18 protein-coding genes are annotated in these 26,921 nt (G+C 61.9%); 9 read left to right on the top strand and 9 right to left on the bottom strand.

The window, feature by feature from the left end; translation table 11 throughout:
* Nucleotides 1–23 precede the first annotated feature (23 nt).
* Nucleotides 24–1,379: a dGTPase gene (dgt, locus tag Q9290_RS15690; protein ID WP_306080582.1), complete on the bottom strand. Its 1,356-nt coding sequence runs from the start codon at nucleotides 1,377–1,379 to the stop codon at nucleotides 24–26.
* A complete protein-coding gene (gene arcB / locus Q9290_RS15685) occupies nucleotides 1,376–3,721 on the bottom strand; it encodes an aerobic respiration two-component sensor histidine kinase ArcB (protein WP_306080581.1) in 2,346 nt (781 codons plus the stop codon). The genes dgt and arcB overlap by 4 nt, the downstream gene beginning before the upstream one ends.
* A gap of 692 nt (nucleotides 3,722–4,413) precedes the next feature.
* Between arcB and gltB the strand changes: the two genes are divergently transcribed.
* From gltB to Q9290_RS15655, 6 genes are all read left to right on the top strand, one after another.
* Nucleotides 4,414–8,871, top strand: a complete 4,458-nt coding sequence (gene gltB, locus Q9290_RS15680) for a glutamate synthase large subunit (RefSeq protein ID WP_306080580.1) — start codon at nucleotides 4,414–4,416, stop codon at nucleotides 8,869–8,871.
* A gap of 12 nt (nucleotides 8,872–8,883) precedes the next feature.
* A complete protein-coding gene (locus Q9290_RS15675; RefSeq protein ID WP_306080579.1) occupies nucleotides 8,884–10,299 on the top strand; it encodes an FAD-dependent oxidoreductase in 1,416 nt (471 codons plus the stop codon).
* A 120-nt stretch (nucleotides 10,300–10,419) separates the two neighbouring features.
* Nucleotides 10,420–11,118 carry a 5'-methylthioadenosine/S-adenosylhomocysteine nucleosidase gene (mtnN, locus tag Q9290_RS15670; RefSeq protein ID WP_306080578.1) on the top strand — a complete coding sequence of 233 codons (699 nt, stop codon included), beginning with the start codon at nucleotides 10,420–10,422 and terminating at the stop codon, nucleotides 11,116–11,118.
* Nucleotides 11,119–11,122: 4 nt separating this feature from the next.
* The gene (locus Q9290_RS15665) at nucleotides 11,123–12,046 is read left to right on the top strand and encodes a cobalamin biosynthesis protein (RefSeq protein ID WP_306080577.1); all 924 of its coding nucleotides are present in this window, start codon (nucleotides 11,123–11,125) and stop codon (nucleotides 12,044–12,046) included.
* Nucleotides 12,039–12,854, top strand: a complete 816-nt coding sequence (locus Q9290_RS15660) for a cobalamin-binding protein (RefSeq protein ID WP_306080576.1) — start codon at nucleotides 12,039–12,041, stop codon at nucleotides 12,852–12,854. Before Q9290_RS15665 ends, Q9290_RS15660 begins: the two co-directional genes overlap by 8 nt.
* 54 nt (nucleotides 12,855–12,908) lie before the next feature.
* On the top strand, nucleotides 12,909–13,538 hold the full coding sequence (locus tag Q9290_RS15655; RefSeq protein WP_306080575.1) for a trimeric intracellular cation channel family protein: 630 nt from the start codon (nucleotides 12,909–12,911) through the stop codon (nucleotides 13,536–13,538).
* Between the two features lie 81 nt (nucleotides 13,539–13,619).
* Here the strand turns inward: Q9290_RS15655 and tyrS are convergent, their stop codons facing one another.
* Nucleotides 13,620–14,816 (bottom strand): tyrosine--tRNA ligase, encoded by a 1,197-nt coding sequence (gene tyrS / locus Q9290_RS15650; RefSeq protein WP_306080574.1) that lies wholly within the window; start codon nucleotides 14,814–14,816, stop codon nucleotides 13,620–13,622.
* A gap of 166 nt (nucleotides 14,817–14,982) precedes the next feature.
* Here tyrS and Q9290_RS15645 point away from each other — a divergent pair, with 166 nt between their 5' ends.
* Entirely contained in the window at nucleotides 14,983–16,266 is a 1,284-nt protein-coding gene (locus Q9290_RS15645) for a peptidoglycan DD-metalloendopeptidase family protein (protein WP_306080573.1), read from the top strand.
* Between the two features lie 31 nt (nucleotides 16,267–16,297).
* Here Q9290_RS15645 and Q9290_RS15640 read toward each other — a convergent pair whose 3' ends face one another.
* From Q9290_RS15640 to erpA, 3 genes are read right to left on the bottom strand one after another with little or no spacing between them, the layout of a single operon-like run.
* Nucleotides 16,298–16,726 (bottom strand): HIT domain-containing protein, encoded by a 429-nt coding sequence (locus Q9290_RS15640; RefSeq protein WP_306080572.1) that lies wholly within the window; start codon nucleotides 16,724–16,726, stop codon nucleotides 16,298–16,300.
* Nucleotides 16,723–17,049 (bottom strand): glutaredoxin family protein, encoded by a 327-nt coding sequence (locus Q9290_RS15635; RefSeq protein ID WP_306080571.1) that lies wholly within the window; start codon nucleotides 17,047–17,049, stop codon nucleotides 16,723–16,725. Before Q9290_RS15635 ends, Q9290_RS15640 begins: the two co-directional genes overlap by 4 nt.
* An 8-nt stretch (nucleotides 17,050–17,057) precedes the next feature.
* Nucleotides 17,058–17,402, bottom strand: coding sequence for an iron-sulfur cluster insertion protein ErpA (gene erpA, locus Q9290_RS15630; RefSeq protein WP_094202075.1), 345 nt, complete (start codon nucleotides 17,400–17,402; stop codon nucleotides 17,058–17,060).
* 171 nt (nucleotides 17,403–17,573) lie between these two features.
* Between erpA and hemL the strand changes: the two genes are divergently transcribed.
* Nucleotides 17,574–18,860 carry a glutamate-1-semialdehyde 2,1-aminomutase gene (gene hemL, locus Q9290_RS15625; protein WP_306080570.1) on the top strand — a complete coding sequence of 429 codons (1,287 nt, stop codon included), beginning with the start codon at nucleotides 17,574–17,576 and terminating at the stop codon, nucleotides 18,858–18,860.
* 273 nt (nucleotides 18,861–19,133) lie between these two features.
* Here hemL and Q9290_RS15620 read toward each other — a convergent pair whose 3' ends face one another.
* The 3 genes from Q9290_RS15620 to hrpB form a co-directional block, all read right to left on the bottom strand.
* Nucleotides 19,134–19,559 carry a VOC family protein gene (locus Q9290_RS15620; protein WP_306080569.1) on the bottom strand — a complete coding sequence of 142 codons (426 nt, stop codon included), beginning with the start codon at nucleotides 19,557–19,559 and terminating at the stop codon, nucleotides 19,134–19,136.
* A gap of 135 nt (nucleotides 19,560–19,694) precedes the next feature.
* Nucleotides 19,695–22,025 (bottom strand): penicillin-binding protein 1B, encoded by a 2,331-nt coding sequence (mrcB, locus tag Q9290_RS15615; RefSeq protein WP_306080568.1) that lies wholly within the window; start codon nucleotides 22,023–22,025, stop codon nucleotides 19,695–19,697.
* 2 nt (nucleotides 22,026–22,027) lie between these two features.
* On the bottom strand, nucleotides 22,028–24,460 hold the full coding sequence (gene hrpB / locus Q9290_RS15610) for an ATP-dependent helicase HrpB (protein ID WP_306080567.1): 2,433 nt from the start codon (nucleotides 24,458–24,460) through the stop codon (nucleotides 22,028–22,030).
* Between the two features lie 247 nt (nucleotides 24,461–24,707).
* Here hrpB and Q9290_RS15605 point away from each other — a divergent pair, with 247 nt between their 5' ends.
* Nucleotides 24,708–26,906, top strand: coding sequence for a bifunctional diguanylate cyclase/phosphodiesterase (locus Q9290_RS15605; RefSeq protein WP_306080566.1), 2,199 nt, complete (start codon nucleotides 24,708–24,710; stop codon nucleotides 26,904–26,906).
* The last annotated feature ends 15 nt before the right edge of the window (nucleotides 26,907–26,921 follow it).

Here is a 26,921-nt window from a genome sequence, read left to right as displayed (position 1 = left end):
ACCACCAGACATAGAGGGTGCACTCACCCCTGCAGGCCACACAGCAAACGATATTCTTCCAGCACGTAAGTGTCCGTCATGCCGCTGATGAAATCCAGCAGCAAACGCACGCGAAAATACCACTCGCGCTCGACGTCGCTCTCAAAAAAAGGCGCGCTTCGGCGGTCACGGTGATACGCCGCCAGGTGCCTCGGCGGCAGGCGATGAAACAGCCGGCGCAGTACCTGGCCGTTGGCGTCCTGGCGGTGTTCCAGGCCGGTAAACTCCGCCGCCGACAGCGCCAGCAGCGGGGCAAAGGCATCCAGCACGCCCTTGAGGGCGGCAAAGCCCGCCAGCTCCAGCGATTCCACTTCCCGCCGGCGAAACACATGACCATGGGCAAAGCTTTTCAGCCATTGCAGTGCCTGGGCCGGCGGCTGCTCCACCGCCAGCAGGGGCTGGTCGTGTTCGCCATCGAGAATGGCTTGCTGGTGCACCAGATACTGCTCGCTGACCAGCGGCAGCAGATCCTGTCCCAGCCGCTGGCGAAACCGGCTGAAAAAGCCCGGCTCCTGCACGCGGGCGTCCTTCCACAATTGCCTGAGGTAGTCGTTGGCTTCATTCAGCAGGGCCCGCTCCAGCTCGGCCAGGCTGAGCACGCCTCTGTCGACCGCATCTTCCAGATCGGCCACGCCATAGGCCATGTCGTCCGCCGCCTCCATCAGAAAGGCCAGTGGATGGCGGCCCTTGGCGGTGGTGGGAAAACAGCCGCGAATTTGCTGGATCAGCGGACGCTCACTGAAGAAGTGCCCGGGCTTTTGCTGCCAGCGACCGCCGGTTCTGGGCTGGTAGGCGCCGCGCACATATTTTTGCAGCGCCGCCAGCTGGCTCAGGGTCAGGTTCATGTCCTGCAGGCTGTGCAGCAACCGCAGGCTCTGGGCATTACCCTCGAATTGGCGCAGATCCGCCAGCAACATGGGCCACTGCCGCGACGGCGCGCCCACGGCCCGGCGAAACAGCGCCGGCAGGTGCCGGCCCAGCCAGTCGATGATCACCGCCTCGCCAAAGTGACCAAAGGGCGGATTGCCCACGTCGTGCAACAGGCAGGCCATTTCCACCAGGCTGACCAGGGCATCCCGCTCCACCTCGGGCTCCAGCCCGGCCACCACCCGCAGCGCCAGCTGGCGCCCGGTTTCCTTCACCTCCAGGGAGTGGGTCAAGCGGCTGCGCACCGAGGCCTTTACATCCAGCGGAAACACCTGGGTTTTTTGCTGCAGCCGGCGCACCGGCGAGCACTGCACAATACGGGCACGGTCGGCTTCGATGGCCAGCTCCGCCGTTGCTGCCCCGGGCTCGGGTCTCAGCCGGTCGGCACGAATAAAGGCGGCATAGCGGTTCATGCGCGCTGCTCCAGCCACTGGCGCAGCTCGGCCAGATCCGGCGCCATCAGGCGGTTGAGCTCGGCCACTCGCTCATCGAGGCGCTCCCACCAGTCGGGCAGCTCCGGGCTCTGGATCTGCTGGGCCAGCAACTGCACCCGCTTCAGCCCCACCGAGCCCGCCGCCCCCTTTATCTTGTGGGCTTCCTCCACGATTTCCTGCTGGCGGCGCTCGGTGGTGAACTCATTCAGCCGGGCCAGGTAATCGGCCGCCATGGTGCCCAGCATGTCCACACTCGACAGCAAGGCCCTGGCACCCACGGTATCCACATAGTCCTGCAGGAAAACCGTGTCCAGTACCGGCTCGTCGCCGGTTTGCTCGGGCGCGGCCGGGGCCGGCAGCTCCGCGGCCTTGTTGCAGGGCGGCTTGTGGCCAAAGAAGCGCGCCAGTACGCCCTTGATGGCCTTGGATGACAACGGCTTGCTGATGGCATCGTCCATGCCCCCGGCCAGGTATTTCTGCTTGTCGCTGATCACATTGGCGGTGAGCGCCACCAGGGGCGGCAGTACCGTGCCCTGCTCTTTCGCCTCGTCACGCAGACGGCCGGCGATATCAAAACCGGTCATGTCCGGCAGCTGAATATCAAGGAACACCAGATCAAAGTCGAACTCGGCCAGCAGCGCAAAGGCTTCGCCGCCGTCCCGGGCCACGCTGACTCTGTGGCCCAGCTTTTCCAGCAGGGCGCAGGCCACAGTGACATTGAGCTCCACGTCTTCCACCAGCAGCACCGACAGACAGGGCAACTGGGCCAGCACAGGATCGTCCTTGGGGGCCTGGGTGGTGGGCACGGTAATGGTGATACTGAAGCAGGAGCCCTCGCCCGGCTCGCTGTCGAGCTCGATGGTGCCATGCATGGCTTCCACCAGCTGTTGCGATACCGCCAGGCCAATGCCGGTGCCAGTGGCGTGCTTCTTGCCTTCAATCTGAAAATAAAGCGCGAAAATCTTCTGCTGCAGCGAGGCGGGAATGCCGATACCGGTGTCTTCAATGTCAAAGCGCAGGGTCACTTCCCCCGGCGCCAGCTCGTCGGCCATGCAGCGAATGGTGACGCCGCCGTCGTCGGTAAACTTGACCGCGTTGCCCACCAGGTTCCACAGCACCTGGCGCAGCCGGGTACCGTCGGCCTGTATCCATTCGGGAATGTCTCCGTCCCGGTCAAAGTGCAGGTAAAGCCCCTTCTGCTCGGCCTGCAGCCGGGCCAGGCTTTCCAGATCATCGAGAAAGCCGGGCAGATCCATGGGCTCGGGGGCCAGTTCCAGCCGGCTACGGTCCAGTTTGTCGAGATCGATGATGTCGTTAAAGATGTTGCCCAGGGTCACGGCGCTGAAGTGAATGGTCTTGAGGTGCTGGCGCTGCTCGGGGCTGAGCTCGGTGGCCAGCAGAATACGGCTCAGGCCCACGATGCCGTTAAGCGGCGTGCGCAGTTCGTGGCTGATGGTGGAAATAAAGGTGGTCTTGTCGCGGCTCGCCTTTTCCAGCTCGTTCTGATAGCGCTTGCGCTCGGTAATGTCCCGGCCAAAGCCGAGCAGGCCCAGACGCTTGCCGTCCCGGTCAAAGAAAGGCACCTTGCGCAGCTCAAAGCAGGCCCGGCGACCGTCAGGATATTGCAGCCATTGCTCGTAGGTCTGGGTTTCGTTGCGGGCAAACACTTCCTTGTCGGTTTCCACCACCTTGTCGGCCACGTCGGCGGAATACACGTCGTAAGGGGTCAGGCCGATGAGCTCCTTTTCCTGCCGGCCGAGCAGATTTTCCATGGCCTTGTTGCAGCCGGAGAACTCCTCCAGCTCGTTGCGGTAATACACCAGATCGGGGGAAGTATCGATAAAGGAGCGCAGCAGTGCCGAGCGCTCCTGGGATTCCATCTGTGCCTTTTCCCGCTGAAACACTTCGCTTTCCAGATCCTCGATGGCTTGCTGGCGGGCGGCCTGAGCCTTGCGGGTTTCCTCTATCTGACGGTTAAGCAGCTCGATTTTTTCCTGCAGCTCGGCGTGCAGCTCCTGATCCCGCTCGCGCATCTGCTGCAGTCGTTGCACCAGCCGGCTCAGCCGCTGGCGGGAGTCTTCCAGCTGGTCCACCACCACCGACAGAAAGTACACCGCCCAGGGAGTGACCAGCAGGCCAAAGAAGATGGAGCGCACCAGATCCACCGACTCCACCGAGCCGCGCAGAAACAGGGTGACCCCCACCTGAATAAAGATGGCCAGCAGAATAATGCAGGCGGCCAGCAGCATGCTGAAGCGCACTATGCCCAGCTTGGTCATCAGATCCACATAGTACTGGGCCCAGGTCTTAACGGGTTTCATCGGCTTTTATCCTGTCGGCAACGGCAAGAGAATGAGGATACCGGCTCCGAAGTGAGCTGTCATGTAGCCCGCCAGTGAAGTGTGCGCCGGTTTGGCGCATGGCCGATACGGGCTGCGGCACCGGCCTCGGCCGGCGTTGCACCAAAACGGCACGATGAAAGGATGCGCAGGGCCCCCTGTGTGGGCAAATCATGGACTATTTGACGTAACTCAGTGCCACCCCGCCCCATTTGGTGTCAATTGTAGCTATCCAAAATTGACCGGATGCACCAAAATTGAACTCATAACAAGCTGATTAACATCATTTTTTCACCCCTTGCACCCTATTGGGGCAGGCGCTGCGCCAAGAAAAGGCATGAGTCAGGTCAATACTTTCACGATTATTTGTTGTAATAAAACAACAAAGCAGAGCAAGGCGTTGCACCCGCACATCCCCTGTGAAAATCATGACAAGAAGGCATCAAACCCCCTTAAACGCGGGATTTAAGCCTAAATAAAACACTTTTTCATTAAAAAAATACTAAAAAGCGCCACTGAAAAGATATTCACGTAAAGTATTTATTTAATTGACCTCACAAAAAAATACCGATATTTTTGTAATTTAGCCACTTATGGCAACGGACGCTTCGAAGCAGAATGCGCTGATAAAAAGCAGTCGCTCGGCCACCGAGCTCGAGCAATGGAGGAATGCAATGTCTCTTTATGACCCGACGCTTGAGAAGGACAACTGTGGTTTTGGTCTGATCGCCCATACCGAAGGCGAAACCAGTCACAAGCTTGTTCGTCTCGCTATTTCGGCACTGGATCGCATGCAGCACAGGGGCGGTATCGCCGCCGACGGCAAAACCGGTGACGGTTGTGGCCTGCTGATGCAGAAACCCGACAGCTTCTTTCGCGCCGTGGCGGAAGACAAGGGATGGAACCTGGGCCGCAAATACGCGGTTGGCATGCTGTTCCTCAACCCCGATGCCGCCATTGCCGAGCAACACAGAACCATTATTAATGAAGAGCTGGAGCGGGAAACCCTGAGCCTGGTGGGCTGGCGCGAGGTGCCGGTCAACACCGGCGTGCTGGGCGAGATCGCCAAGGCCTCGCTGCCCCGCATCGAGCAGGTATTTGTCAATGCCCCCGCCGGCTGGGCCGAAAAGGACATTGAGCGCCGTCTCTATATCGTGCGCCGCCGCATTGAAAAGCGCATCAGCGACGACTTCTTCTACGTGGTCAGCCTGTCCAACCTGGTGATGACCTACAAGGGCCTGTGCATGCCCGCCGATCTGCCCCGGTTCTACCTGGACCTGGCCGACATTCGCATGCAGTCCGCCATCTGCGTGTTCCACCAGCGCTTTTCCACCAACACCCAGCCGCGCTGGCCGCTGGCCCAGCCGTTCCGCTTTCTGGCCCACAACGGTGAAATCAACACCATAGGTGGTAACCGCCAGTGGGCCCAGGCCCGCGCCTACAAGTTTGCCTCGCCGCTGCTGCCGGATCTGCAGGAAGCCGCTCCCTATGTGAACACCTCGGGCTCCGACTCCTCCAGCCTTGACAACATGCTGGAGCTGTTCCTGGCCGGCGGTATGGACCTGTTCCGTGCCATGCGCATGCTGATCCCGCCCGCCTGGCAGAAAAACCCGGCCATGGACGAAGATCTGCGCGCCTTCTACGACTTCAACTCCATGCACATGGAGCCCTGGGACGGCCCCGCCGGCATTGTCATGTCCGACGGCCGCTTCGCCGCCTGTGCCCTGGACCGCAACGGCCTGCGTCCGGCCCGCTATGTGCGCACCAAGGACGGCTTTATTACCCTGGCGTCCGAAATCGGCATCTGGGACTACACCCCGGATGAAGTGCTGGAAAAAGGCCGGGTCGGCCCGGGTGAGCTGTTTGTGGTGGACACCGCCAGCGGCAAAATCTGGAACAGCTTTGAAATCGACGACGATCTCAAGGGCCGCCACCCCTATAAGGAGTGGATGACCAAACACAAGCGCAAACTGGATCGCTTTGAAGACCTGACCGATGACCAGGCCGGCCAAAGCGAACTGGACGAGCAACAACTGCGTACCTACCAGAAGCTGTTCGGCTATTCCATGGAAGAACTGGATCAGGTCATTCGCGTGATGGGCGAAAACGGTCAGGAAGCCACCGGCTCCATGGGTGACGACGCCCCCATGGCGGTGCTGTCCAGCCGGGCCCGCTCCGTCTATGACTATTTCCGTCAGATGTTCGCCCAGGTGACCAACCCGCCCATCGATCCGCTGCGGGAAAATCACGTTATGTCGCTGGCCACCCTGATCGGCCGGGAGCAGAACGTGTTCAACGAAACCCACGGCCACGCCCACAGGGTTCAGTTTGAGTCACCCATTCTGCTGTATTCCGACTTCCATCAGCTGATGGGGCTGGATCAGCAATACCACAAACACTGCGTGCTGGATCTCAACTTCGATCCGGCCGAAGGTCTGAAGGCCGCCCTCGAGCGGCTGTGCGAAGAAGCCACCACCGCCGTGCGCGACGGTGCCGTGCTGCTGGTGCTGAGTGACCGCGCCATTCGCCAAGACCGGCTGCCGATCCCCGCCGCCATGGCCGTGGGCGCGGTACAACGCACCCTGGTTGAGCAAAACCTGCGCTGCGACTCCAACATTATTGTGGAAACCGCCAGCACCCGGGATCCGCACCAGTTTGCCGTGCTGCTGGGCTTTGGCGCCACCGCCATCTATCCCTACCTGGCCTACGAGACCCTGGCGCGCCAGGTGGCCGACGGCGTGCTGAAAATGCCCCTGCGCGACGCGCTGCTGAACTTCCGCAACAGCATCAACAAGGGCCTGTACAAGGTGATGTCCAAGATGGGCATCAGCACCATCGCCTCTTACCGCTGCTCCCAGCTGTTTGAAGCCGTGGGCCTGCACGACGAGGTGGTCGAGTTCTGCTTCAAGGGCGTGTCCAGCCGCATTCAGGGCGCCGCCTTTGACGACTTCCAGCAGGACCTGTTCAACCTGTCCAAGCTGGCCTGGATTGCCCGCAAGCCCCTCAACCAGGGCGGCCTGCTCAAGTACGTGCACGGTGGCGAGTACCACAGCTACAACCCGGACGTGGTCAGCAGCCTGCAAAAGGCGGTGCGCTCCGGCAGCTACGAGGAGTACAAGACCTACGCCAAACTGGTGAACGAGCGTCCGGTGGCTACCCTGCGGGATCTGCTGACCCTCAAGCCCGACGGAGATGGCGTCGACCTGAGCCAGGTAGAGCCGGCCACCGAGCTGTTCCCTCGCTTTGACAGCGCCGCCATGTCCATCGGCGCTCTGGGTCCGGAAGCACACGAGTCCCTGGCCGTGGCCATGAACCGCCTCGGTGGTCAGAGCAACTCCGGTGAGGGCGGCGAGGATCCCCGTCGCTTCAACAGCCTGAAGAACTCCAAGATCAAGCAGGTGGCCTCTGGTCGCTTCGGGGTGACGCCGCACTACCTGATGAACGCCGAGGTCATTCAGATCAAGGTGGCTCAGGGCGCCAAGCCCGGTGAGGGCGGCCAGCTGCCCGGCCACAAGGTCACCGCCGAGATCGCCAAGCTGCGTTACGCGGTACCGGGCGTGACCCTGATCTCGCCGCCGCCGCACCACGACATCTACTCCATCGAGGATCTGGCCCAGCTGATCTTCGACATCAAGCAGGTCAACCCGGACTGCATGGTATCGGTCAAGCTGGTGTCCGAGCCCGGTGTCGGCACCATCGCCACCGGCGTGGCCAAGGCCTATGCCGATCTGATCACCGTGTCCGGCTACGACGGCGGCACCGGTGCCAGCCCGCTGACCTCGGTCAAGTACGCCGGCTCTCCCTGGGAGCTGGGTCTGGCCGAAACCCAGCAGGCGCTGGTGGCCAATGGCCTGCGCCACAAGGTACGGCTGCAGGTGGACGGCGGTCTCAAGACCGGCCTGGACATCGTCAAGGCCGCCATTCTGGGCGCCGAAAGCTTTGGCTTTGGTACCGGTCCCATGGTGGCCCTGGGCTGCAAGTACCTGCGTATCTGTCACCTGAACAACTGCGCCACCGGCGTGGCCACTCAGGACGAGAAACTGCGCAAGGATCACTTCCTCGGTCTGCCGGAAATGGTGGAGCACTACTTCAAGTTTATCGCCGAGGAAACCCGCGAGCTGATGGCCGAGCTGGGTGTCACCAAGCTGACCGACCTGATCGGCCGCACCGACCTGCTGGAAGCCCTGCCCGGCCTGACCGCCAAGCAGCAGAAGCTGGACCTGTCCGGCATTCTGGCCAAACCCGAGCCCAAGCCGGGTCTGGGCGTGTTCTGTCAGGTCGGCAACCCCAACTTCGACAAGGGCGTGCTCAACCTGAAAATGACCGAAGAGGCCCTGCCCGCCATCGAAGCCAGCAGCGGCGGCGACTTCTTCTACAGCATTCGCAACACCGACCGCTCCGTGGGGGCCCGCCTGTCCGGCGAAATCGCCAAGCGCCACGGCAACCAGGGCATGGCGGCCGACCCGGTGCGCATTCACCTGGACGGCACCGCCGGCCAGAGCTTCGGGGTATGGAACGCCGGCGGTCTGGAAATGATCCTCACCGGTGACGCCAACGACTACGTGGGCAAGGGCATGACCGGCGGCAAGCTGGTGATCAAGTCCCACGTGGGCGTGGCTTTTGCCTCCAAGGACGCCACCCTGGCGGGCAACACCTGCCTGTACGGCGCCACCGGCGGCTACCTGTACGTGGCCGGCCGCGCCGGTGAACGTTTCGCGGTGCGCAACTCCGGCGCCATCGCCGTGGTGGAAGGCCTGGGCGACAACGGCTGTGAGTACATGACCAGCGGTATTGTCACCGTGCTCGGCCGCACCGGTGTCAACTTTGCGGCGGGCATGACCGGCGGCTTTGCCTACGTGCTGGATGAAGACGATGATTTCGAGCTCAGAACCAACCACGAGCTGGTTGAACTGCTGGGGCTGGACGAGCTGGTGATCCATCAGGAGCACCTGCGCGGCATCATCACCCAACATCTGCAGGAAACCGGCAGCGACCGGGCGCAGGAAATACTGGCCGATTTCGACCGTTACCTGCCCATGTTCAAGCTGGTCAAACCCAAGTCCAGCGATGTGAAATCCCTGCTGGGCCACCAGAGTCGCTCCACCGCCGAGCTTCGGGTCCACGCGCAGTAAAGGAAGATTGTGATGAGCCAGAACGTATTTCAGTTTATAGACGTACAACGTGTCGATCCGCCCAAGAAGGCCATCGGCACCCGTAAAATCGAGTTCGTGGAAATCTACGAACCCTTTTCCGACAGCCAGGCCCAGATGCAGGCCGACCGCTGCCTGGACTGCGGCAACCCTTACTGCGAGTGGAAGTGTCCGGTTCACAACTACATTCCCAACTGGCTGAAGCTGGCCAACGAGGGACGCATTTTCGAGGCCGCGGATCTGTGTCACCAGACCAACAGCCTGCCCGAGGTGTGTGGCCGGGTCTGCCCGCAGGATCGCCTGTGTGAAGGCTCCTGTACCCTGAACGACGAGTTCGGTGCCGTGACCATCGGTAACATCGAGAAGTACATCACCGACAAGGCCTTTGAAATGGGCTGGCGCCCGGACATGTCTCACGTGGTGAAGACCGACAAAAAGGTCGCCATCATAGGTGCCGGCCCCGCCGGCCTGGCCTGTGCCGACATTCTGGCCCGTAATGGCGTCACCCCTGTGGTGTTTGACCGTTACCCGGAAATCGGCGGCCTGCTGACCTTTGGTATTCCGTCGTTCAAGCTGGAAAAGTCGGTGATGAGCCGTCGTCGCGAAGTGTTCGCCGAAATGGGCGTGGAATTCCGTCTCAACACCGAAGTGGGCAAGGACGTGTCCTTCCAGAGCCTGGTGGACGACTATGACGCCGTCTTCCTGGCCGTGGGTACCTACAAGTACCTGCGCGGTGGTCTGGCCAACGAGAACGCCGACGGCGTGTACGACGCCCTGCCCTTCCTGATCTCCAACGCCAACCGGGTGCTGGGTTTCGAGAAGCAGGCCGCCGACTACATCGATATGTCCGGCAAGAAGGTGGTGGTACTGGGTGGTGGCGACACCGCCATGGACTGTGTGCGTACCTCCATTCGCCAGGGCGCCGACAACGTTATCTGTGCCTACCGCCGGGACGAGGCCAACATGCCCGGTTCCCGCCGCGAAGTGCAGAATGCCCGGGAAGAAGGCGTGAACTTTATGTTCAACCTGCAGCCCACCGGCATTCAGGTAGATGGCAACGGCAAGGTCACCGGCGTGGAAGTGGTTTCTACCCAGCTGGGTGAGCCCGATGCCAACGGCCGCCGCCGCCCCGAGCCGGTGCCCGGCTCCGAGCAGGTGCTGGCCGCCGACGCCGTGATCATGGCCTTTGGCTTCCAGCCCCATGAGCAGCCCTGGCTGAAGGAATTTGGTATCGAGGCCGACCAGTGGGGCCGGGTCATCGCCCCCGAGCAGGCCGAGTTTGCCTACCAGACCAGCAACCCGCGCATCTTCGCCGGCGGCGATGCGGTACGCGGTTCCGATCTGGTGGTAACCGCCATCGCCGAAGGCCGCAAGGCCGCCGACGGCATCATGGACTATATCGGCGTGTAAGCCTGACGGGTTTCATGTGCAAAGGCCGCTCAATGAGCGGCCTTTTTGTTGGTCGTTTCATCGGCCTTTTTAGTTGATGGTGTTACACTTGCGGCCATTATTTTTGCGGAACTCATTGTTATGACTATCGGAATTATCGGGGCCATGGAGCAGGAAGTGGCCGAGCTGCGCGCACAACTGGAAAACGCCACCACCACGACCGTGGGCGGCTGTGAGTTTTATCAGGGCACCCTGTCCGGCAAGGACGTGGTGATCACCCGCTCCGGCATCGGCAAGGTCGCCGCCAGCATCGCCACCACCCTGTTGCTGGAACGTTTTACGCCCAAATGCGTGATCAACACCGGCTCTGCCGGCGGCTTTGATCCGGCCCTGCACGTGGGCGATGTGGTGGTGTCCAGCGAAGTGCGCTTTCACGACGTGGACGTGACTGCCTTTGGTTACGAAATGGGCCAGATGGCCCAGCAGCCGCCGGCCTTTACCGCCGATCCGGCGCTGATTGAGCTGGCCCGGGAGTGCCTCACCGGCCAGGACGACATTCACTCCGCCGTGGGTCTTATCTGCACCGGCGATCAGTTTATGCACCGGGAAGATCAGCTGAAAAAAGCCGTGACCGACTTTCCCCAGATGAAAGCCTGCGAAATGGAAGCCGGTGCCATTGCCCAGGTGTGCCACCAGTTCAAGGTGCCCTTTGTGGTGGTGCGCGCCTTGTCGGACATCGCCGGCAAGGAGCAGGCCGAATCCTTTGAAGCCTTTCTGGACGTGGCCGCCCGCCACTCCTCGGCCATGGTTCGCGCCATGATCCAGCGCCTGCCCGGCTGATCCCATGGCCTACCTGCTCGAGCATCCCCTCAGCCTGCTGACGCTGGCACTGCTGCTGAGCCTGCTGCAGCCCGCCGACAAGCTGCAGCCGCTGCTGACGGCCGGGCTCGCCCGGCTGGGCCGGCGGCTGAACAAGCCCGGCTACGGCCCGGGCTACCTGAGGGCGGCGGGTACCGGCCTGCTGCTGGTGGTGTTGTTACCCCTGCTGGCCGCCTGGTGGGCACTGACCGAGCTGGCGCCCTGGCCGGCGCTGCTCGACGTGCTGCTGCTGTGGGCCTGTTTCGATGCGGGCCGGATCAGCCGGCGCCTGCCGCAATGCCTGAAGCAAATTGCCGAACAACGCAATCTGGCCCGGCTGACCCTGGCGCCCCTGTGTTTGCGCCAGACCGATGCCCTGTCGGAGCTGGGGCTGCGCAAGGCGGTGGCGGAAGTGGCCGTGCTGCGGCTGGCCGCCGACTTTGCCCTGGCCTGCTGGTACCTGGCCGGCGGTATCTATGCCGCACTTGGCTTTGCCCTGCTGCGGCTGGCTGTGCAGGCCTGGCCGTGCAAGCTCGACGACTGGCGCACCTTTGGAGCCCTGCCTTCGGTACTGTACCGGGTCATGGCCTGGCTGCCGGTTCATGCCCTGGCGCTGACCCTGCTGATCTACCCGGGTTCACGCAGCGCAGTGCGCGCCTGGCCCAGGGGCGGCCTGTGGGCCTTTCCGGCTGCCGGCCGGGCACTGGCCGTGGCCGCCGGCGGGGTGAATGCCGGCCTGGGCGGCCCCCGCCGCTATACCCAGGCCACGGAGTATTACCCCAAGCTGGGCAGTGGCAGCCAGTTGCATTCCGCTCAGGCCCGTGCCCTGCTGCTGCGGCTAACCCTGGCCTTGCTGTTCTGGTTGTCGCTGGCCTGGACCCTGACTCTGGTGCCGCTGTTTTATGGCTAAATTACTGCTCTGCCTGCTATTGCTGCCGGCATTGGCCCACGCCGAGGCCAGACGCATTGTCAGCCTGGCGCCCCATATTACCGAAATCCTGTTTGCCATCGGTGCCGGCGATCAGGTGGTGGGCGTGGACAGCGCCAGCGACTACCCGGAATCGGCACAGACCCTGCCCAGGGTCGCCAATTACCGCTCACTCAACCTGGAACGCATTCTGGCACTGGAGCCCGATCTGGTGGTGGCCTGGCAAAGCGCCCAGTCGTTGCAGGTGGCTCCCTTGGAGCAACTCGGCATTCGCGTAGAATACTCCGAGCCCAGACAACTGGACGATCTCGGTAACGAGCTGACCCGCTTTGGCCGGCTCACCGGACACCAGGAGCAGGCACAGCGAGTGGCCGAGCATTACCAGCGCACTCTGAGCGCCCTGCGCCAGCGCTACCAGGGCGTGGCCCCGGTTCGCGTGTTTTATCAGCTCAACGAAGTGCCGCTGATGTCCGCCAGCCGGCACACCTGGATGGGACAGGCCGTCACTCTGTGTGGCGGTGACAGCATCACCGCCGACAGTCCCACCCCCTATCCGCAAATCGATCCGGAATTTATGCTGGCTCAGGACCCGGAAGTGATACTGGCGGAAAGCCTTCAGGCCATGCAGCGCTGGCGCGACTGGCCGGCACTCACCGCCGTGCGCCGCAACCAGCTGTTCACCATCGATGTAGACAGCCTGCACCGCTTTACGCCGCGTACCCCGGGCGGCATTGCCGCCCTGTGCCGGCAACTGGATCTCGCCCGGGAACATAGACTCAAGGCGAATTGAGTTCCCTGGGCCGCCTTTATACAATGGCGGCCCTTTTTCTTGAGGTAAAAACAAGTGCTGTCGCTGGTTGATTCGGTGTTTTACTGGAGCGATTTGTTCGGCACCGCCGTGTTCGCCTTTTCGGGCGTGCTGGTGGCGGGCCGCTTGCGCATGGATGGCTTTGGAGTGATCGTACTGGCGGCGGTCACCGCCATTGGCGGCGGGACCATACGGGACCTTATTATCGGCGCAGAGCAGGTGTTCTGGGTGGCCGATACCCTTTATCTGTGGGTGATCCTGGGTACCGCCATGCTGGGCATCTATATTGTGCGGCTGCCACGCCGCCTGCCCTGGTACATGCTGCCCCTGGCCGATGCCTTTGGTCTGGCGGTGTTTACCGTGATCGGTGCCGACAAGGCCCTGAGCCATGGCACCTCGGGCATGGTGGCGGTGGTGATGGGCGTGATCACCGGCGTGGCCGGCGGCATGATTCGGGACGTGCTGGCCCGGGAAGTGCCCATGGTGCTGCAGCGGGAAATCTACGCCACCGCCTGCATTCTGGGCGGTATTCTCTACACAGGCGCGCTGGTCCTCGGCCTGCCCACCCTGCTGGCCACCGCCCTGGGCATGCTGGGCACCTTTGTGCTGCGGGTCGCCGCCATTCGCTGGCACCTGTCCCTGCCCGCCTTTTCGCTGACAAGGTAAGGGATTGAACGTCGAACGTTGGACGTGATGAAAAAAGGGCAGCTCAAATGAGCTGCCCTTTTTTAGCTTGAAGCGTCAGGCTCAGGCAACGGTGACTTTAGCGAACTTGCGCTTGCCCACCTGGTAAACCGCCTGGCCGGGTTGCACCTGCAGCTTGCCGTCTTCCAGCTTGTCACCGTCTACCTTGACCGCACCCTGCTTGATCATGCGCAGGGCTTCGGAGGTGGAGGCCACCAGACCGGCGTCCTTCAGCAGGTTAGCGATGCCAATACCCTCGGCACCGGCATTCAGGGTCACTTCCGGCAGGTCATCGGGAATGGCGTTTTTCTGAAACCGCTGCACAAAGTCCTGATGGGCCTGCTCGGCCGCCGCTTCGTTGTGGTAGCGGGTGATGATTTCCTTGGCCAGCAGGATCTTGGTGTCCCGCGGGTTGGCGCCGTCGGCCACTTCCTGCTTGAGCGCTGCCAGCTCGTCCAGACTGCGCCGGGACAGCAGTTCAAAGTAGCGCCACATCAGGGTATCGGAGAGCGACATGATCTTGCCGAACATTTCGTTGGGGGCTTCGTCCACACCGATGTAGTTGCCGGCAGACTTGGACATTTTCTTGATGCCGTCCAGGCCTTCCAGCAATGGCATGGTCAGCACCACCTGGGGCGACATGCCTTCGTCTTTTTGCAGTTCACGGCCCATCAGCAGGTTGAACTTCTGATCGGTGCCGCCCAGCTCTACGTCCGCTTTCAGCGCGACCGAGTCGTAACCCTGCAGCAGCGGGTACATGAACTCGTGAATGGCGATGGACTGGCCCGCGGCGTAGCGCTTTTTGAAGTCATCCCGTTCCAGCATGCGCGCCACGGTCAGCCTGGAAGCCAGACGGATCATGCCGGTGGCGCCCAGCTCACCCAGCCAGCTGGAGTTGTATACGATCTGGGTTTTCGCCGGGTCCAGCACCTTGAACGCCTGCTCGGCGTAGGTTTTGGCATTCTCGGCCACCTGCTCGGGAGTGAGTGGCGGGCGGGTGGTGTTCTTGCCGGACGGGTCTCCCACCTGTGCAGTAAAGTCCCCGATCAGCAGCAGCACTTCATGGCCCAGATCCTGGAACTGACGCAGCTTGTTGAGGATCACGGTATGGCCCAGATGAATGTCGGGCGCGGTAGGATCCATACCCAGTTTTACCCGCAGTGGACGACCTTCCTTCAGCTTGGCAATCAGCTCTTCTTCAACCAGTATCTCTTCGGCACCACGCTTGATTTCCGCAAGCGCCGCTTCCAGCTGGGACATGACAACTTCACTCCTGTTCGGCAGACCTGAATGAGATCTCTTGATCTGCAACGGGGCACACAAGAGAAGTCAGGCCATATAATTAAGAAACACGCCATATTACTGGAATGGCGAATAAATTGGAAAGACTGTAGAATTTTTGCCAGTTTTCAGGGAAGAGCCGAACATGCCCATGATCAGACTGTTCAGAATACTGCCCCGCGGCCACCGCATTGCCATTTCCACCCTGAGTGCCAGCCTGCTGCTGCTGGGTCTGGCCCCTGCCGAATCGGCCCTGGCCAGCCGCGACAGTGCCGACACCGCCGTGATTGGAAAACGTCAGCCCCTGCCGCTGAAGGTGGAAAATATTCCCTTTACCGACACTCAACGTCGCTCTCAGGAACGGGTGGTACAGGTTCGCCCCGGCGATGCCCTGTCGCTGATCTTTGCCCGTCAGGAGCTGCCTTCCAGCCTGCTGCACGAGATCAGCCGGCTGAAGGCAGCCAGCCCGCTGCAGACTCTGCACCCCGGCGACCAGCTTACCTTTCGCTTCAGCCCGCAAGGGGACTTTACCGCCCTGCTCTATCCTCTTGATGCGGCGCGCACTCTGGAAATTCGCAAGGGCGAAACCGGCCTGGAAAGCCGCATTAACAGCGCCGAGCTGGAAAACCGCACCCGCTTTGCCCAGGCCCAGGTCACTTCCAATTTCTGGAACGCAGGCAGGGCCGCCGGACTGAATGCCAACCAGATCATGAACCTGGCCGGCATGTTTGCCTGGGACCTGGATTTCGCCCTCGATATTCGCGCCGGTGACCATTTCACCGTGCTGTTTGAAGAAACCTATAAAGACGGCTTTCGCGTGGGCACAGGCGACATTCTGGCCGCCGAGTTCGTCAATCAGGGCCGAGTGTACCAGGCGATTCGCCATGACGACGGCAACTACTATTCGCCGGACGGCCGGGCCATGCGCAAGAGCTTTTTACGCGCACCGGTGAACTTCAGCCATATCAGCTCCAACTTCAACCCGCGCCGGCTGCACCCGGTGACCGGCAAGGTGCGTCCGCACCGGGGCATCGACTATGCCGCGCGCACCGGCACCCCGGTGATGGCGGCCGGCAGCGGCGTGGTCACCGAATCGGGCTACAACCGCTTTAACGGCAACTATGTGTTTATTCGTCACGACAGCAAATACCTCACCAAGTATCTGCACCTGCACAAGCGCATGGTAAAGAAAGGACAAAGAGTGAAGCAGGAGCAGCAGATCGGCACCCTGGGCGCCACCGGCCGGGTCACCGGCCCGCATCTGCATTACGAGTTTCTGGTCAACGGCGTGCACAAGGATCCCAAGACGGTGAAACTGCCTCAGGCAGCCAAACTGCCCGCCACCGAGCTGGCCCGCTTCAAGCCCAGAGCAAAGCAACTGCTGGCCCAGCTGACCCAAATAAGTGGAGTGATGCTGGCGAAGAATTGAAACAAAACGGCCCGCATTAGCGGGCCGTGTTTTATGCCGCAGACACAAAGTCCGGCAGGCTTGCCAGTCGCTCGCGCCAGCGGGCAGCTTCAGCCTCCACATCCTCATAAGGCTGCGTGTCAAAACGACCCCAGATGGGGCCCGGCCAGGCATCGTCCGACGTAAAGCGGGCAATATGATGCAGGTGCAGCTGGGGCACCATGTTGCCGAGCGCCGCCACGTTGAGCTTGTCGGGCGACAGCGTGCTTTCCATCAGCCGGCTAAGGGCACAGGACTCGCGCATCAGTTGCTGCTGAGCACCCTCGCCAAGATGGTGAATCTCGCGAATGTCGGCACGCCGGGGCACCAGGATCAGCCAGGGATAGCGGCCGTCCTTGGCCAGCAATACGCGGCTTAAGGGCAGATCACCCAGCACCACGCTGTCGGCGGCCAACCGCTCATGCAGCACAAAGCCGCTCATGCGTCCTTGCCAAAGTGCAGGCGCAGGTAGGCGGCGATATCCGCCGACTCATAGAGCCAGAAATACTCACCGTTGTCCTGTTCTATGCGCAGACAGGGCACCATGCGCTGGCCACCGCCGGCCATCAGCGTCTGCAGATGCTCGGGATCATTGGTGTCATACTGAGCCAGTTCCAGGCCCAACTCGCGCACCACGGCACTCACCCGCTGGCAGTAAGGGCACCACTCTTTCTGATACAGCGCCAGCCGCTCGGGGCTTTTCACCGCCGGGGCCGCTTCGGCGGCCTGGCTTGCGCCACCGCCAAACCAGTCAAACAGGGACATGAATTGCCTCAGATACTGAAAGAAGAGCCACAGCCGCAGGTGCTGGTGGCGTTGGGGTTGGTCACCAGAAAGCGGGAACCTTCCAGGCCTTCCACATAGTCGACGGTACCGCCCACCAGGTACTGCAGGCTCATGGCGTCCACCACCATGACGATGCCGTTCTTTTCGATCACGGTATCGCCGTCGTTGCTGCTCTCGTCAAAGGTAAAGCCGTACTGAAAACCGGAGCAGCCGCCGCCGGTAATGTAAACCCGCAGCTTGAGATTGGGGTTTTCCTCTTCGGCGATCAGGGCCTTGACCTTGTTGGCTGCCGCATCGCTCATCTGGATCGGCAAGGGGACTGCTTCGCTCATCACTACCTCGTTTATGTCGGTGTCGTCAAAATTATCCAATACCCGACCAAACAGTTCAAGTATTGTGCGACCCGGGCCGATTCTCGGCCTGTGCAGATTTTGTTATAGTCGGGCCCACACCGGCTGCCGGCAAGGCGGCCTACTCGACCATGAACACCAAGGATTATGTGCATGTCCAAGTCTGACGACCTCTTTAACCAGGCCCGCCGCTTTATTCCCGGCGGCGTTAACTCGCCGGTTCGCGCCTTCAGCGGCGTGGGCGGCACTCCCCGTTTCATCGAGCGTGCCGACGGCGCCCGCATGTATGACGTGGACGGCAACAGCTATATCGATTACGTCGGCTCCTGGGGTCCGATGATCCTGGGCCACAATGCCCCCGTGGTAAAGGATGCGGTCATTGAAGCCGTGTCCCGCGGCCTGAGCTTTGGTGCCCCCACCGGCGTGGAAGTGACCATGGCCGAGAAAGTGTCCCAGCTGGTGCCTTCCATGGAGCAGGTACGCATGGTCAACTCCGGCACCGAAGCCACCATGAGTGCCATTCGCCTGGCCCGGGGCTTTACCGGCCGCGACAAGATCCTCAAGTTTGAAGGCTGCTACCACGGCCACGCCGACTGCCTGCTGGTGAAGGCCGGCTCCGGCGCCCTGACTCTGGGCCAGCCCAACTCGCCGGGCGTGCCCGCCGACTTTGCCAAGCACACCCTGACCTGCACCTTTAATGATCTGGACTCGGTCCGTGCCGCCTTTGAAGGCGCCCCGGCAGACATCGCTTGTATCATTGTGGAGCCGGTGGCCGGCAACATGAACTGCATTCCCCCCGCCCCCGGTTTCCTCGAAGGCCTGCGCAGCATCTGTGACGAGTTCGGCGCCCTGCTGATCTTTGATGAAGTCATGTGTGGTTTCCGCGCCTCTCTGGGCGGTGCTCAAGCGCGCTTTGGCGTTAAGCCCGATCTCACCACCCTTGGCAAGATCATCGGTGGCGGCATGCCGGTGGGTGCCTTTGGTGGCCGCCGCGATGTGATGGAGCACCTGGCTCCCACCGGCCCCGTGTATCAGGCCGGCACCCTGTCCGGTAACCCGGTGGCCATGGCCGCAGGTCTGGCCACCCTGAACGCCATCAGCGAACCCGGCGTGTACGAAGCCCTGGAGCAGAAAACTCAGGAGCTGGTAGACGGCCTGCAGGCCGCCGCCGACAAGCACGGCATTGCCTTTACCACCAACCGGGTGGGCGCCATGTTTGGTTTCTTCTTTACCGAGGAGAAAAACATCAGCTGCTACGAGCAGGTCACCCGCTGCGATCTGGACGCCTTCAAGCGCTTCTTCCACCTGATGCTGGATCACGGTGTCTACCTGGCGCCCAGTGCCTTTGAAGCCGGCTTTATGTCTCTGGCCCACGGTGAGCAGGAAATTGCCGACACCCTGGCCGCCGCCGACAAGGCCTTTGCCGCGCTGAAAGGCTAACTAACAGTCGACCCTAAGAAGCAACACCAGGGATTGCCGTAACCGACCGTCACATGCCAGGGCTGAAAAATTGCTCCTGCATTTTCAGCATTCCCGCCATCCCTGGCGGTCAGACGCATGTGCCGAGCGCTACATGGGGCGAGCTTGCTCGCCGTGACGAAGTAAAAAGTCCTGACCGAACATTAAGTATGTTCGCAGCAGGCCTTTTTACTGAGTGGCATTCTATGCAGCGTGTCGGCGGAGGTAACCCTGCTGGTGCTTCGTGCTTTCGCCCTATTCCGGCCGCTGGATCTCTACCAGCGGCGCTTCCAGCAGTTCCACACTGTTTCCGTCCGGATCCATGATAAAAACATAACGTTGGCAGGTCTGTCCCGGCACCGGTGATGGCTTGTCGGCTAGCAGCCCGGCCCCGTGCAGGCTGCTCAGGGCGTTGTCCAGATCCTCCACCTGCAGCGCAAAATGCCGCAACCCCAGCCGGTGGCCATGAGCCCAGGGCGGCAACGCCGACAGCTCAGGCTCGTCCGCCGGACGAAAACAATACAATTCCAGTCGCGCCTGACCGAGGCGCAGATGACAGATCTGGAGCTCACCCTGCTCATCCTGCCAGCGATAATCGGGCTCAAAGCCGAGCCCCTTGTAGAACCCTTCGGCCGCATCCAGGTTTCGCACGTTAAGGGTTACATGATGAAAAGCAAACATGGTGCTCACCTCCGTCTGTTCTATTCAGCATATACGGAGACGGCAGCTTTCACCTGCCGCAGTGAGGGGCAAGAGACAAGGAGTAAAGAGAAAAATCGAGGTGTGGGGTGAGGCATGGTGGCCTCACCCCAACATTCAGCGGGCGAAGTTGAAGATATCCCGCAGCCAGTCCCCCACCTGCTCGCCGGAAGGCAACTCGGGCAACGACGGCTGGCAACCACGCATGGGCGGCAGCCCGGCGGTGCGCGCCGGCAGCAGCCGGGTCTGCTCACAGCGGGGATCGGCAGGCTGCCCATCGCTCAGGGCAAAGTTCACCTGATCAATGCCCGGCGGCGGGGCCAGCTCCAGGGAATCCACGCCCCGACCGTCCAGATAGCGGCTGTACACCCGCAGGGCACCGCTGGCACCGGTAAGACCGGTGACGCCGTTATCGTCCCGACCCACCCAGGTGGTAACCAGCTCCTCGTTGTCAAGACCGGCAAACCAGGCATCGCGCAGATCGTTGGTGGTACCGGTCTTTCCCGCCATTACCCGATTGGGAAAACGCGCCGCCAGATGGGTGGCGGTGCCCCCGGCCACGGTACGGGTCATGGCATATAGCCCCAAATAGCCGGCTTCCGGCTTCAGCACCCGGCTGGCCCGGGCATTGTGCTGATACAGCAGCTCACCGTCCTGATCCTGCACCGCACGAATCGAGGTCAGTGGCTGATACAGCCCCTGATTGGCCAGAGTCAGATACAGCTGGTTGACCTCAAAGGGCGTCAGTTCCAGGGTGCCCAGCAGCATGGAGGGATAAGGTGGAATCGGCTGCTCCACGCCCATGCGCTTGAGGCCATCCACGATATTATCCAGGCCCACCGCCATGCCCAGGTTTACCGTGGGCACGTTTAACGACTTGGCCAGGGCGTCCACCAGCAGCACACTGCCGCGATACTGGCGATCGTAGTTCTTGGGCCGCCATACCTGGCCGCCTGCGCTGCGCAGGGTGACCGGCTCGTCCTTGAGCGGACTGGAAAGGCGATAGCCGCTCTCAAGCCCCAGGGCATATACCGGTGGCTTGATCAGCGACCCGATGGGCCGTCGTGCCGACAGCGCCCGGTTAAAGCCGGCAAAGGACGGATCGGCCCCCCCCACCACGGCGCTCACTTCGCCCTTGCGCCAGTTGGACACCACCATGGCGGCTTCCAGATCCTTGCGTTTGGTGCGGCTGCGCAACTGCTTGAGCTGCTCGGCCACCGCCTGCTCGGCGGCATGCTGGGCAATGGGATCCAGACTGGTGAAAATACGCAGCCCGTTCTGGTTCAGAAACTCGGCGCCAAAGCGGGTTTTCAGCTCATCCTTGAGCAGGCCCATAAAGGCAGGCGTACGGCCATAGCCCATGCGGCCCCGCTCGATCAGTCCCAGATCACGGCTGCTGGCCCGTTCATAGGTCTGGCGATCGATATGGCCCTCGTTGGCCAGCAGCCGCAGCACCAGATCCCGCCGGTCCCGGGCCCGCTCGGCGTTGCGCCAGGGATCGTAAAACGAGGGCCCTTTCACCAGCGCCACCAACAACGCCATCTGATCCGGATTCAGCTCGTTAATGGGCAGGCCGAAATAGAAATAACTGGCCAGGCCAAAGCCGTACACGCCCTTGGCACCGTTCTGGCCCAGGTACACCTCATTGAGGTAGGCCTCGAGTATTTCGTCCTTGTCGTAGCGAAAGTCGATGATCAGCGCCATGTAGGCTTCCTGCACCTTGCGCCACAGGCTGCGGTCCTGGCTCAGAAAAAAGTTCTTGGCCAGCTGCTGGGTCAGGGTGCTGCCGCCCTGCACGGTACGGCCGGCCTTGATGTTGACCACCAGGGCGCGCAGTATCGCCAGCGGCGATACCCCATCGTGCTGGTAGAAGTCCCGGTCTTCCACGGTGATCAGCGCCTGTACCAGCAGCGCGGGTACCTGATCCAGGCGCACCAGTAGCCGATCTTCCCGCTCGTCCACATTCAGCCGATCGAGCAGCACCGGATCCATGCGCGCATAGCCCAGCTCCCGGCCGTTATCCGGGTTCTGCATGCGGCTCAGACGCTGACCATCAAAGCTCAACAGCAGGGTTCGGGCCTGCTCGGCGCCATCGGAAAAGTTGAACGGCCGCCGGTGGATCTCGATGCGATTGCGGCTGACCGCATATTCGCCGGGGCGCGAGGGACTGGCCACCTTGCGGTAATTCAGCAATTGCAGCTCGCGCAGCATCTGCGCATGAGACAGCTTCTGCCCCGGGAACAGCTCCAGCGGCCGGCTGTATACCAGTGCCGGCAGCGCCCATTTCTGTCCTTCAAAGCGAGTGCGCACCTGGCTGTCGAGGTAAATGCCAAAGGTGCCTACCAGCACGGCGCCCACCAGGGCCAGCTTGAGCATCAGCCCCCAGCCGAAGCGGCGCTGTTTCTTGACCGGCTTTTTACGGGTCTTGCGGGTTGTCTTTTTTGCCATAATCAGTGCTTCATGTATTTTTTGGTGTGCCGGGTCGGCGCCGTGTTGGCGGGATCATCGGGCCACGGGTGTTTGGGGTAGCGTCCGCGCATTTCCTTTTTGACCTCCTGGTAGGCTCCGGCCCAGAAGGCGGCCAGATCCCGGGTCAGCTGCAACGGCCGGCGCGCCGGCGACAACAGCTCGAGCACCAATGGGACCCGGCCCTCGGCCAGCAGCGGCGACCCTGCCTGACCGAACATTTCCTGCAGCTTCACCGGCAATACCGGATCTTCCTGTTCCCGGTAGCGAATGGCCGCCCGGGTACCGGTGGCCAGCTCAAGGTGAGCGGGTAGCAGGGTATCCAGCAATTGCCGCTGTGACCAGTCCAGCCGGCTCAGCAAAATGCCACTCCAGTCGAGTTTGGCCAGCTGGTCCCAGCGCCCGAGCCCGTGCAGATGGGGCGCCAGCCAGTGTTCCGCTTCCGCCAGCCAGGCTGTTTCGTCACATTCCGCAAAGCCTTTGTCGGCCAGTTTTTGTCCGGCAAGCTTCATCCGCAGCCATATTTGCTGGGCCTTTTCGTCTAATGGCAAGGCCGGCCAGCCGCGCTTTTGCAGCTCCTGCAACAGACACTGAGCCCGCTGCTCCGGGCTGACCGAGTCCAGCGGCGTGCTTCTCAGCACCAGGTTGCCAAAGCACCAGTGGCGCTCGGCCCGCACCCGGTTGGCATCATCGTCCCATTCCAGCTGCTCGCGCTCGCCGAAGCGTTCCGGCACAAAGCGCTGCAACTGCGCCAGGGTCACCGGCTCGGCGGCCTGCACAAACACGCCCCGCTCGCCCCGGCCCAGGGCCGCTACCGCCAGCCAGTCCTTGCCGGCAAGGGGGCTGGCCGCGGGCAGATCGGCGCTGAGGCCGCCGGCCAGGCCATAGCGGCGCCCCTTGCGCAGCTGCCCTACCCACTCGGGCCGAGCGTTGGCCAGCAGCGGCCCCACAAAGGCACCGGTGGGCTCGGCCATGGGCTGGCCGGCCCGCTCAAACCAGCGCCGGGCGGCAGCCTTGAGCCGTCCTTTGGCTGCCAGCAGCTGGCCCGACAAGGGGCCATCCCCGGGCCGGCCTTCCTCCAGCAGCGCCAGCAACCAGGCGCCGTCGGCCAGGGCGCCGTGGTGGCCCTGTTGCTGCCAGTCAAGGGCAGTCAACAGCAGTTGCCCCAGCCAGGGCTCGGTACCCAGTTGCCAGACTCGCCGTCCCAGGGGGGTGAGCTGATTGCCGGACAGCAACGCAAGGGCTTCCAGCTGAGCCCGGGCCACCGCCAGCAGCGGTGCCGGCGGCGGGGTCAGCAGCGGCAACTGCTCGGGCTCGGCGCCCCAGGCGGCGCATTCCAGCACGAAACCGGCGAGGCAGCTTTGTTCAATTTCCGCCGGCCGGCGCGGCGCCAGCCGCTCCTGTTGCTCCTTGCTCCACAGCCGTATGCAGATGCCCGGCTGCAGGCGCCCGGCCCGGCCGGCGCGCTGGGTGGCCGAGGCCTGGCCGATCAGCCGGCTTTGCAGCTGAGTGAGACCGGCTTCGGGGTCAAAGCGGGCCTGGCGCTCCAGCCCCGCGTCCACCACCATGCGAATGCCTTCAATGGTGAGCGAGGTTTCCGCCACATTGGTGGCCAGCACCACCTTGCGCCGGCCGTCTATAGCCGGTGCGATGGCCGCCTGCTGCTCCGTCAGGGAAAGACGACCATACAAGGGCCGGAGTTCAACGCCATCGGGCAGGCGCGCGCTCAGCCAGTCCTCGGCCCGGCGAATCTCCCGCTCTCCGGGCAGAAACGCCAGCAGGCTGCCGCTTTCCCGGCCCAGCGCATCGAGCACGGCCCGGCCCAGACTTTCGTCCAGCCGGCTGTGCTGATTGCGGGGGCGGTATTCCAGCTCCACGGGAAAACTGCGGCCCCGGCTGACCACCAGCTCGGCCTCGGGCAGCAGAGTGTCGAGGGCCAGGCCGTCCAGGGTGGCCGACATCACCATGATTTTGAGATCGTCGCGCAGCGCCTGGCACTCCAGGGCAAAGGCCAAAGCCAGATCCGCCTGCAGGCTGCGCTCGTGAAATTCGTCAAAGATCAACAAAGACACGCCGTCCAGCTCGGGATCCGCCTGCAACATGCGGGTCAGTACCCCTTCGGTGACCACCTCCAGCCGGGTCTGTTTGCCGGTGCGGCTGTCGCCACGCATGCGATAGCCCACGGTCTGGCCGGGTTGCTCATTCAGCTGGCTGGCCAGGTACTGGGCGATGCTGCGGGCCGCCAGCCGGCGCGGCTCCAGCATGATGATGCGGCCGTCAATGGCCGGCTGTTGCAGCAGCCACAACGGCAGCCAGGTGGACTTGCCGGCGCCGGGCGGCGCCTCAACGATGATCTGGCCGGCGGTCAGCGCCTGTTGCAGTTGAGGCAATGCCTCGGTAATGGGTAGCTGGTTCACGGAATAACTCGGCTGGCTTGAAACCCCACCATTGTGCCAAAAGCCCATGCAAAGGACTACGCCACCGGTGTGACCGTCGCCGTCAAGAAAATGCTCAAACGGAACACCCCCCGAAGATTGTGTATAGTGGAATACAGGTAACCCAACGCGGGTTGTTACGCTGAGTTAGGCATTGTTGAGTGGTCGTGCCTGGTACCGCGAAACCACCACATTCAAGCACTCCTGGCATGCCAGGTAAGAGACATTAATGCCCAAACTCCGGCTCAGCAGCCTGTATACCCTGATGGCCTTTGTGTGCATCTTTGCAGCAGGGGTTTATTACACTCACCTGAGCATAGTGGCCGACCGCAAGGAGCAGCGGCTGCTGATGGAAGAAGTGGTGGGTGTTCAGGCCGCCGCCATCGAGCGCCGCCTGACCCGCTCGCTGTCGTCCACCTACATTCTTGCCCAGGAGGTGCGGCGCAGTAACGGCCAGTTCAGGGATTTCGACAAGTTTGCCGAAGAAGTCATGCAAACCCTGGGCGGCGTCTCCAATCTTCAATTAGCCCCAAACGGAATTACCGAACAAATCTACCCGCTGGCAGGTAATGAAAAGGGCATCGGCCATGATCTGCTTTACAGTGACAAACGCAAAAAGGAAGCCTGGCAGGCCATTGAAAGCAAACAGCTGAGCCTGGCCGGCCCCTTTATGCTGGTGCAGGGCCGCATGGGCATGGTGGGCCGCAACCCGGTATTCCTGGAGCAAAAGGGCGAGCCCTATTTCTGGGGCTTTGCCACGGCCCTGATTTACCTGGACGATCTGCTGGCCTTTACCGAGCTGGATCAGCTGCAGCAAAAAGGCTATGCCTATGAACTGTCGCGCTGGCACCCGGATACCGGCCAGGTGGATATTTTTGCCCGCTCCACCCGCGAGCTGGATGAACAGCAGGTGACCAAAGCCATTCGAGTGCCCAATGGCGAATGGACCATCGCCATGAGCCGCCCCGCCAGCTTCACGCTGCCGGTAGTGCTGGGTATTCTCTTCAGTGCGCTGATCGCGACTCTGGTGGCACTGCTGATGCACCGTATTCTGCGAGAGCCGGAACGGTTACGACAGCTGGTCAAACAGCAAACCGCCCAGCTCGAATTGCTGGCCTTTAATGATGACCTCACCGGCCTGGCCAACCGGCGCTTTCTCACCGAGCAACTGGATCGCGCCATTCTGAATGGCCGGCGCGAAGGGCAATGTCTGGCCCTGATGTATCTGGATCTGGATGATTTCAAACGCATTAATGACTCGTCGGGTCATACCGACGGCGACCGGCTGTTGATGGAGATTGCCCGGCGCCTTCAGGACTCGGTCAGGCAGACGGATCTGGTCGGCAGGCTGGGCGGCGATGAATTTGCCATCGTGCTGGTCAATGTGAACAACGCCGACAATGTGCGAAAAATCGCCGAAAAGATCCTCGCCAATATCGGCAGGCCCGTTCAGCTGGGGCAGCATGAGGCGGTGGTCGGCACCAGCATTGGCATCACCCTGGCACCGGAAGACGGCACCAGCAGCGGAGAGCTATTGCGCAATGCCGATCTCGCCATGTATGACTCGAAACGCTCGGGCAAGAACCAGCTTTCCTTTTACAATGCCCGGATGCAGGAACAGGCGCTTTATTCGGTCAGGCTGGAGAAAGCGCTGCGCCAGGCCATTGAACAACAGCAATTCTTTCTGCTGTTTCAGCCCATCATTTCCCTGGCCAGCGGCCGGGCAGAAAAATTTGAAGCCCTGCTGCGCTGGGATCAACCGGAGCAGGGCGTGCAGAACCCCGGCAGCTTTATTGAAACCGCCGAACAGACCGGCCTGATTGTGCCCATCGGCTACTGGGTGCTCGAGGCGGCCTGCCGGTTCATTCAGCAGCAGATGCAGACGGGGAAAACCACCCGGCCGGTGGCGGTAAACCTGAGTGTCTGCCAGTTGCGTGAGGCAAACTTCGCGACCAGGGTGGAAGCCCTGCTCACGAGATTAAAGGTGCCGCCCGAGCTGCTGGAGCTGGAAATTACCGAGTCCATGCTGATGGAAAATGTCGATCTGGCCATGGCCCTGATTGGCGACCTGAAGCGCCTGGGCATGCGCATTTCCATTGATGATTTTGGTACCGGCTATTCTTCGTTGGCACAACTGCGCCAGTTGCCGGTCAATGCCCTGAAAATCGACCGTTCCTTTGTGATGGAGCTGGAAACCAGCCCCGTTGATCAGCAAATGGTGGAGGCCATTACCGCCATGGTGCACAAGCTGGATCTCAAGGTGGTGGCCGAAGGCATTGAAACCGAACAACAGCGGCGACTGTTGCGTAACATTGGCTGTGATTACGGCCAGGGCTTTTTGTTTGCCCGGCCTCTTTCGCCCGAGCAAGCGCTGCACTATCAGGGGTATGATGATGCCGGCAACGAAAAAGTGGCCGCCGCGAGTTAACAGAGCGCGCCAGAC

Origin of the sequence: Oceanimonas aquatica, from assembly GCF_030732065.1 — a bacterium.
Lineage (GTDB): Bacteria > Pseudomonadota > Gammaproteobacteria > Enterobacterales > Aeromonadaceae > Oceanimonas.
This window is presented reverse-complemented; position numbering and strand designations above follow the sequence as displayed.

Bases quoted from the DNA above. Each gene is read 5' to 3' on its own strand.
- dgt (WP_306080582.1), bottom strand. From the start codon at position 1,379: ATGAACCGCTATGCCGCCTTTATTCGTGCCGACCGGCTGAGACCCGAG.
- arcB (WP_306080581.1), bottom strand. From the start codon at position 3,721: ATGAAACCCGTTAAGACCTGGGCCCAGTACTATGTGGATCTGATGACC.
- gltB (WP_306080580.1), top strand. From the start codon at position 4,414: ATGTCTCTTTATGACCCGACGCTTGAGAAGGACAACTGTGGTTTTGGT.
- Q9290_RS15675 (WP_306080579.1), top strand. From the start codon at position 8,884: ATGAGCCAGAACGTATTTCAGTTTATAGACGTACAACGTGTCGATCCG.
- mtnN (WP_306080578.1), top strand. From the start codon at position 10,420: ATGACTATCGGAATTATCGGGGCCATGGAGCAGGAAGTGGCCGAGCTG.
- Q9290_RS15665 (WP_306080577.1), top strand. From the start codon at position 11,123: ATGGCCTACCTGCTCGAGCATCCCCTCAGCCTGCTGACGCTGGCACTG.
- Q9290_RS15660 (WP_306080576.1), top strand. From the start codon at position 12,039: ATGGCTAAATTACTGCTCTGCCTGCTATTGCTGCCGGCATTGGCCCAC.
- tyrS (WP_306080574.1), bottom strand. From the start codon at position 14,816: ATGTCCCAGCTGGAAGCGGCGCTTGCGGAAATCAAGCGTGGTGCCGAA.
- Q9290_RS15645 (WP_306080573.1), top strand. From the start codon at position 14,983: ATGCCCATGATCAGACTGTTCAGAATACTGCCCCGCGGCCACCGCATT.
- Q9290_RS15640 (WP_306080572.1), bottom strand. From the start codon at position 16,726: ATGAGCGGCTTTGTGCTGCATGAGCGGTTGGCCGCCGACAGCGTGGTG.
- Q9290_RS15635 (WP_306080571.1), bottom strand. From the start codon at position 17,049: ATGTCCCTGTTTGACTGGTTTGGCGGTGGCGCAAGCCAGGCCGCCGAA.
- erpA (WP_094202075.1), bottom strand. From the start codon at position 17,402: ATGAGCGAAGCAGTCCCCTTGCCGATCCAGATGAGCGATGCGGCAGCC.
- hemL (WP_306080570.1), top strand. From the start codon at position 17,574: ATGTCCAAGTCTGACGACCTCTTTAACCAGGCCCGCCGCTTTATTCCC.
- Q9290_RS15620 (WP_306080569.1), bottom strand. From the start codon at position 19,559: ATGTTTGCTTTTCATCATGTAACCCTTAACGTGCGAAACCTGGATGCG.
- mrcB (WP_306080568.1), bottom strand. From the start codon at position 22,025: ATGGCAAAAAAGACAACCCGCAAGACCCGTAAAAAGCCGGTCAAGAAA.
- Q9290_RS15605 (WP_306080566.1), top strand. From the start codon at position 24,708: ATGCCCAAACTCCGGCTCAGCAGCCTGTATACCCTGATGGCCTTTGTG.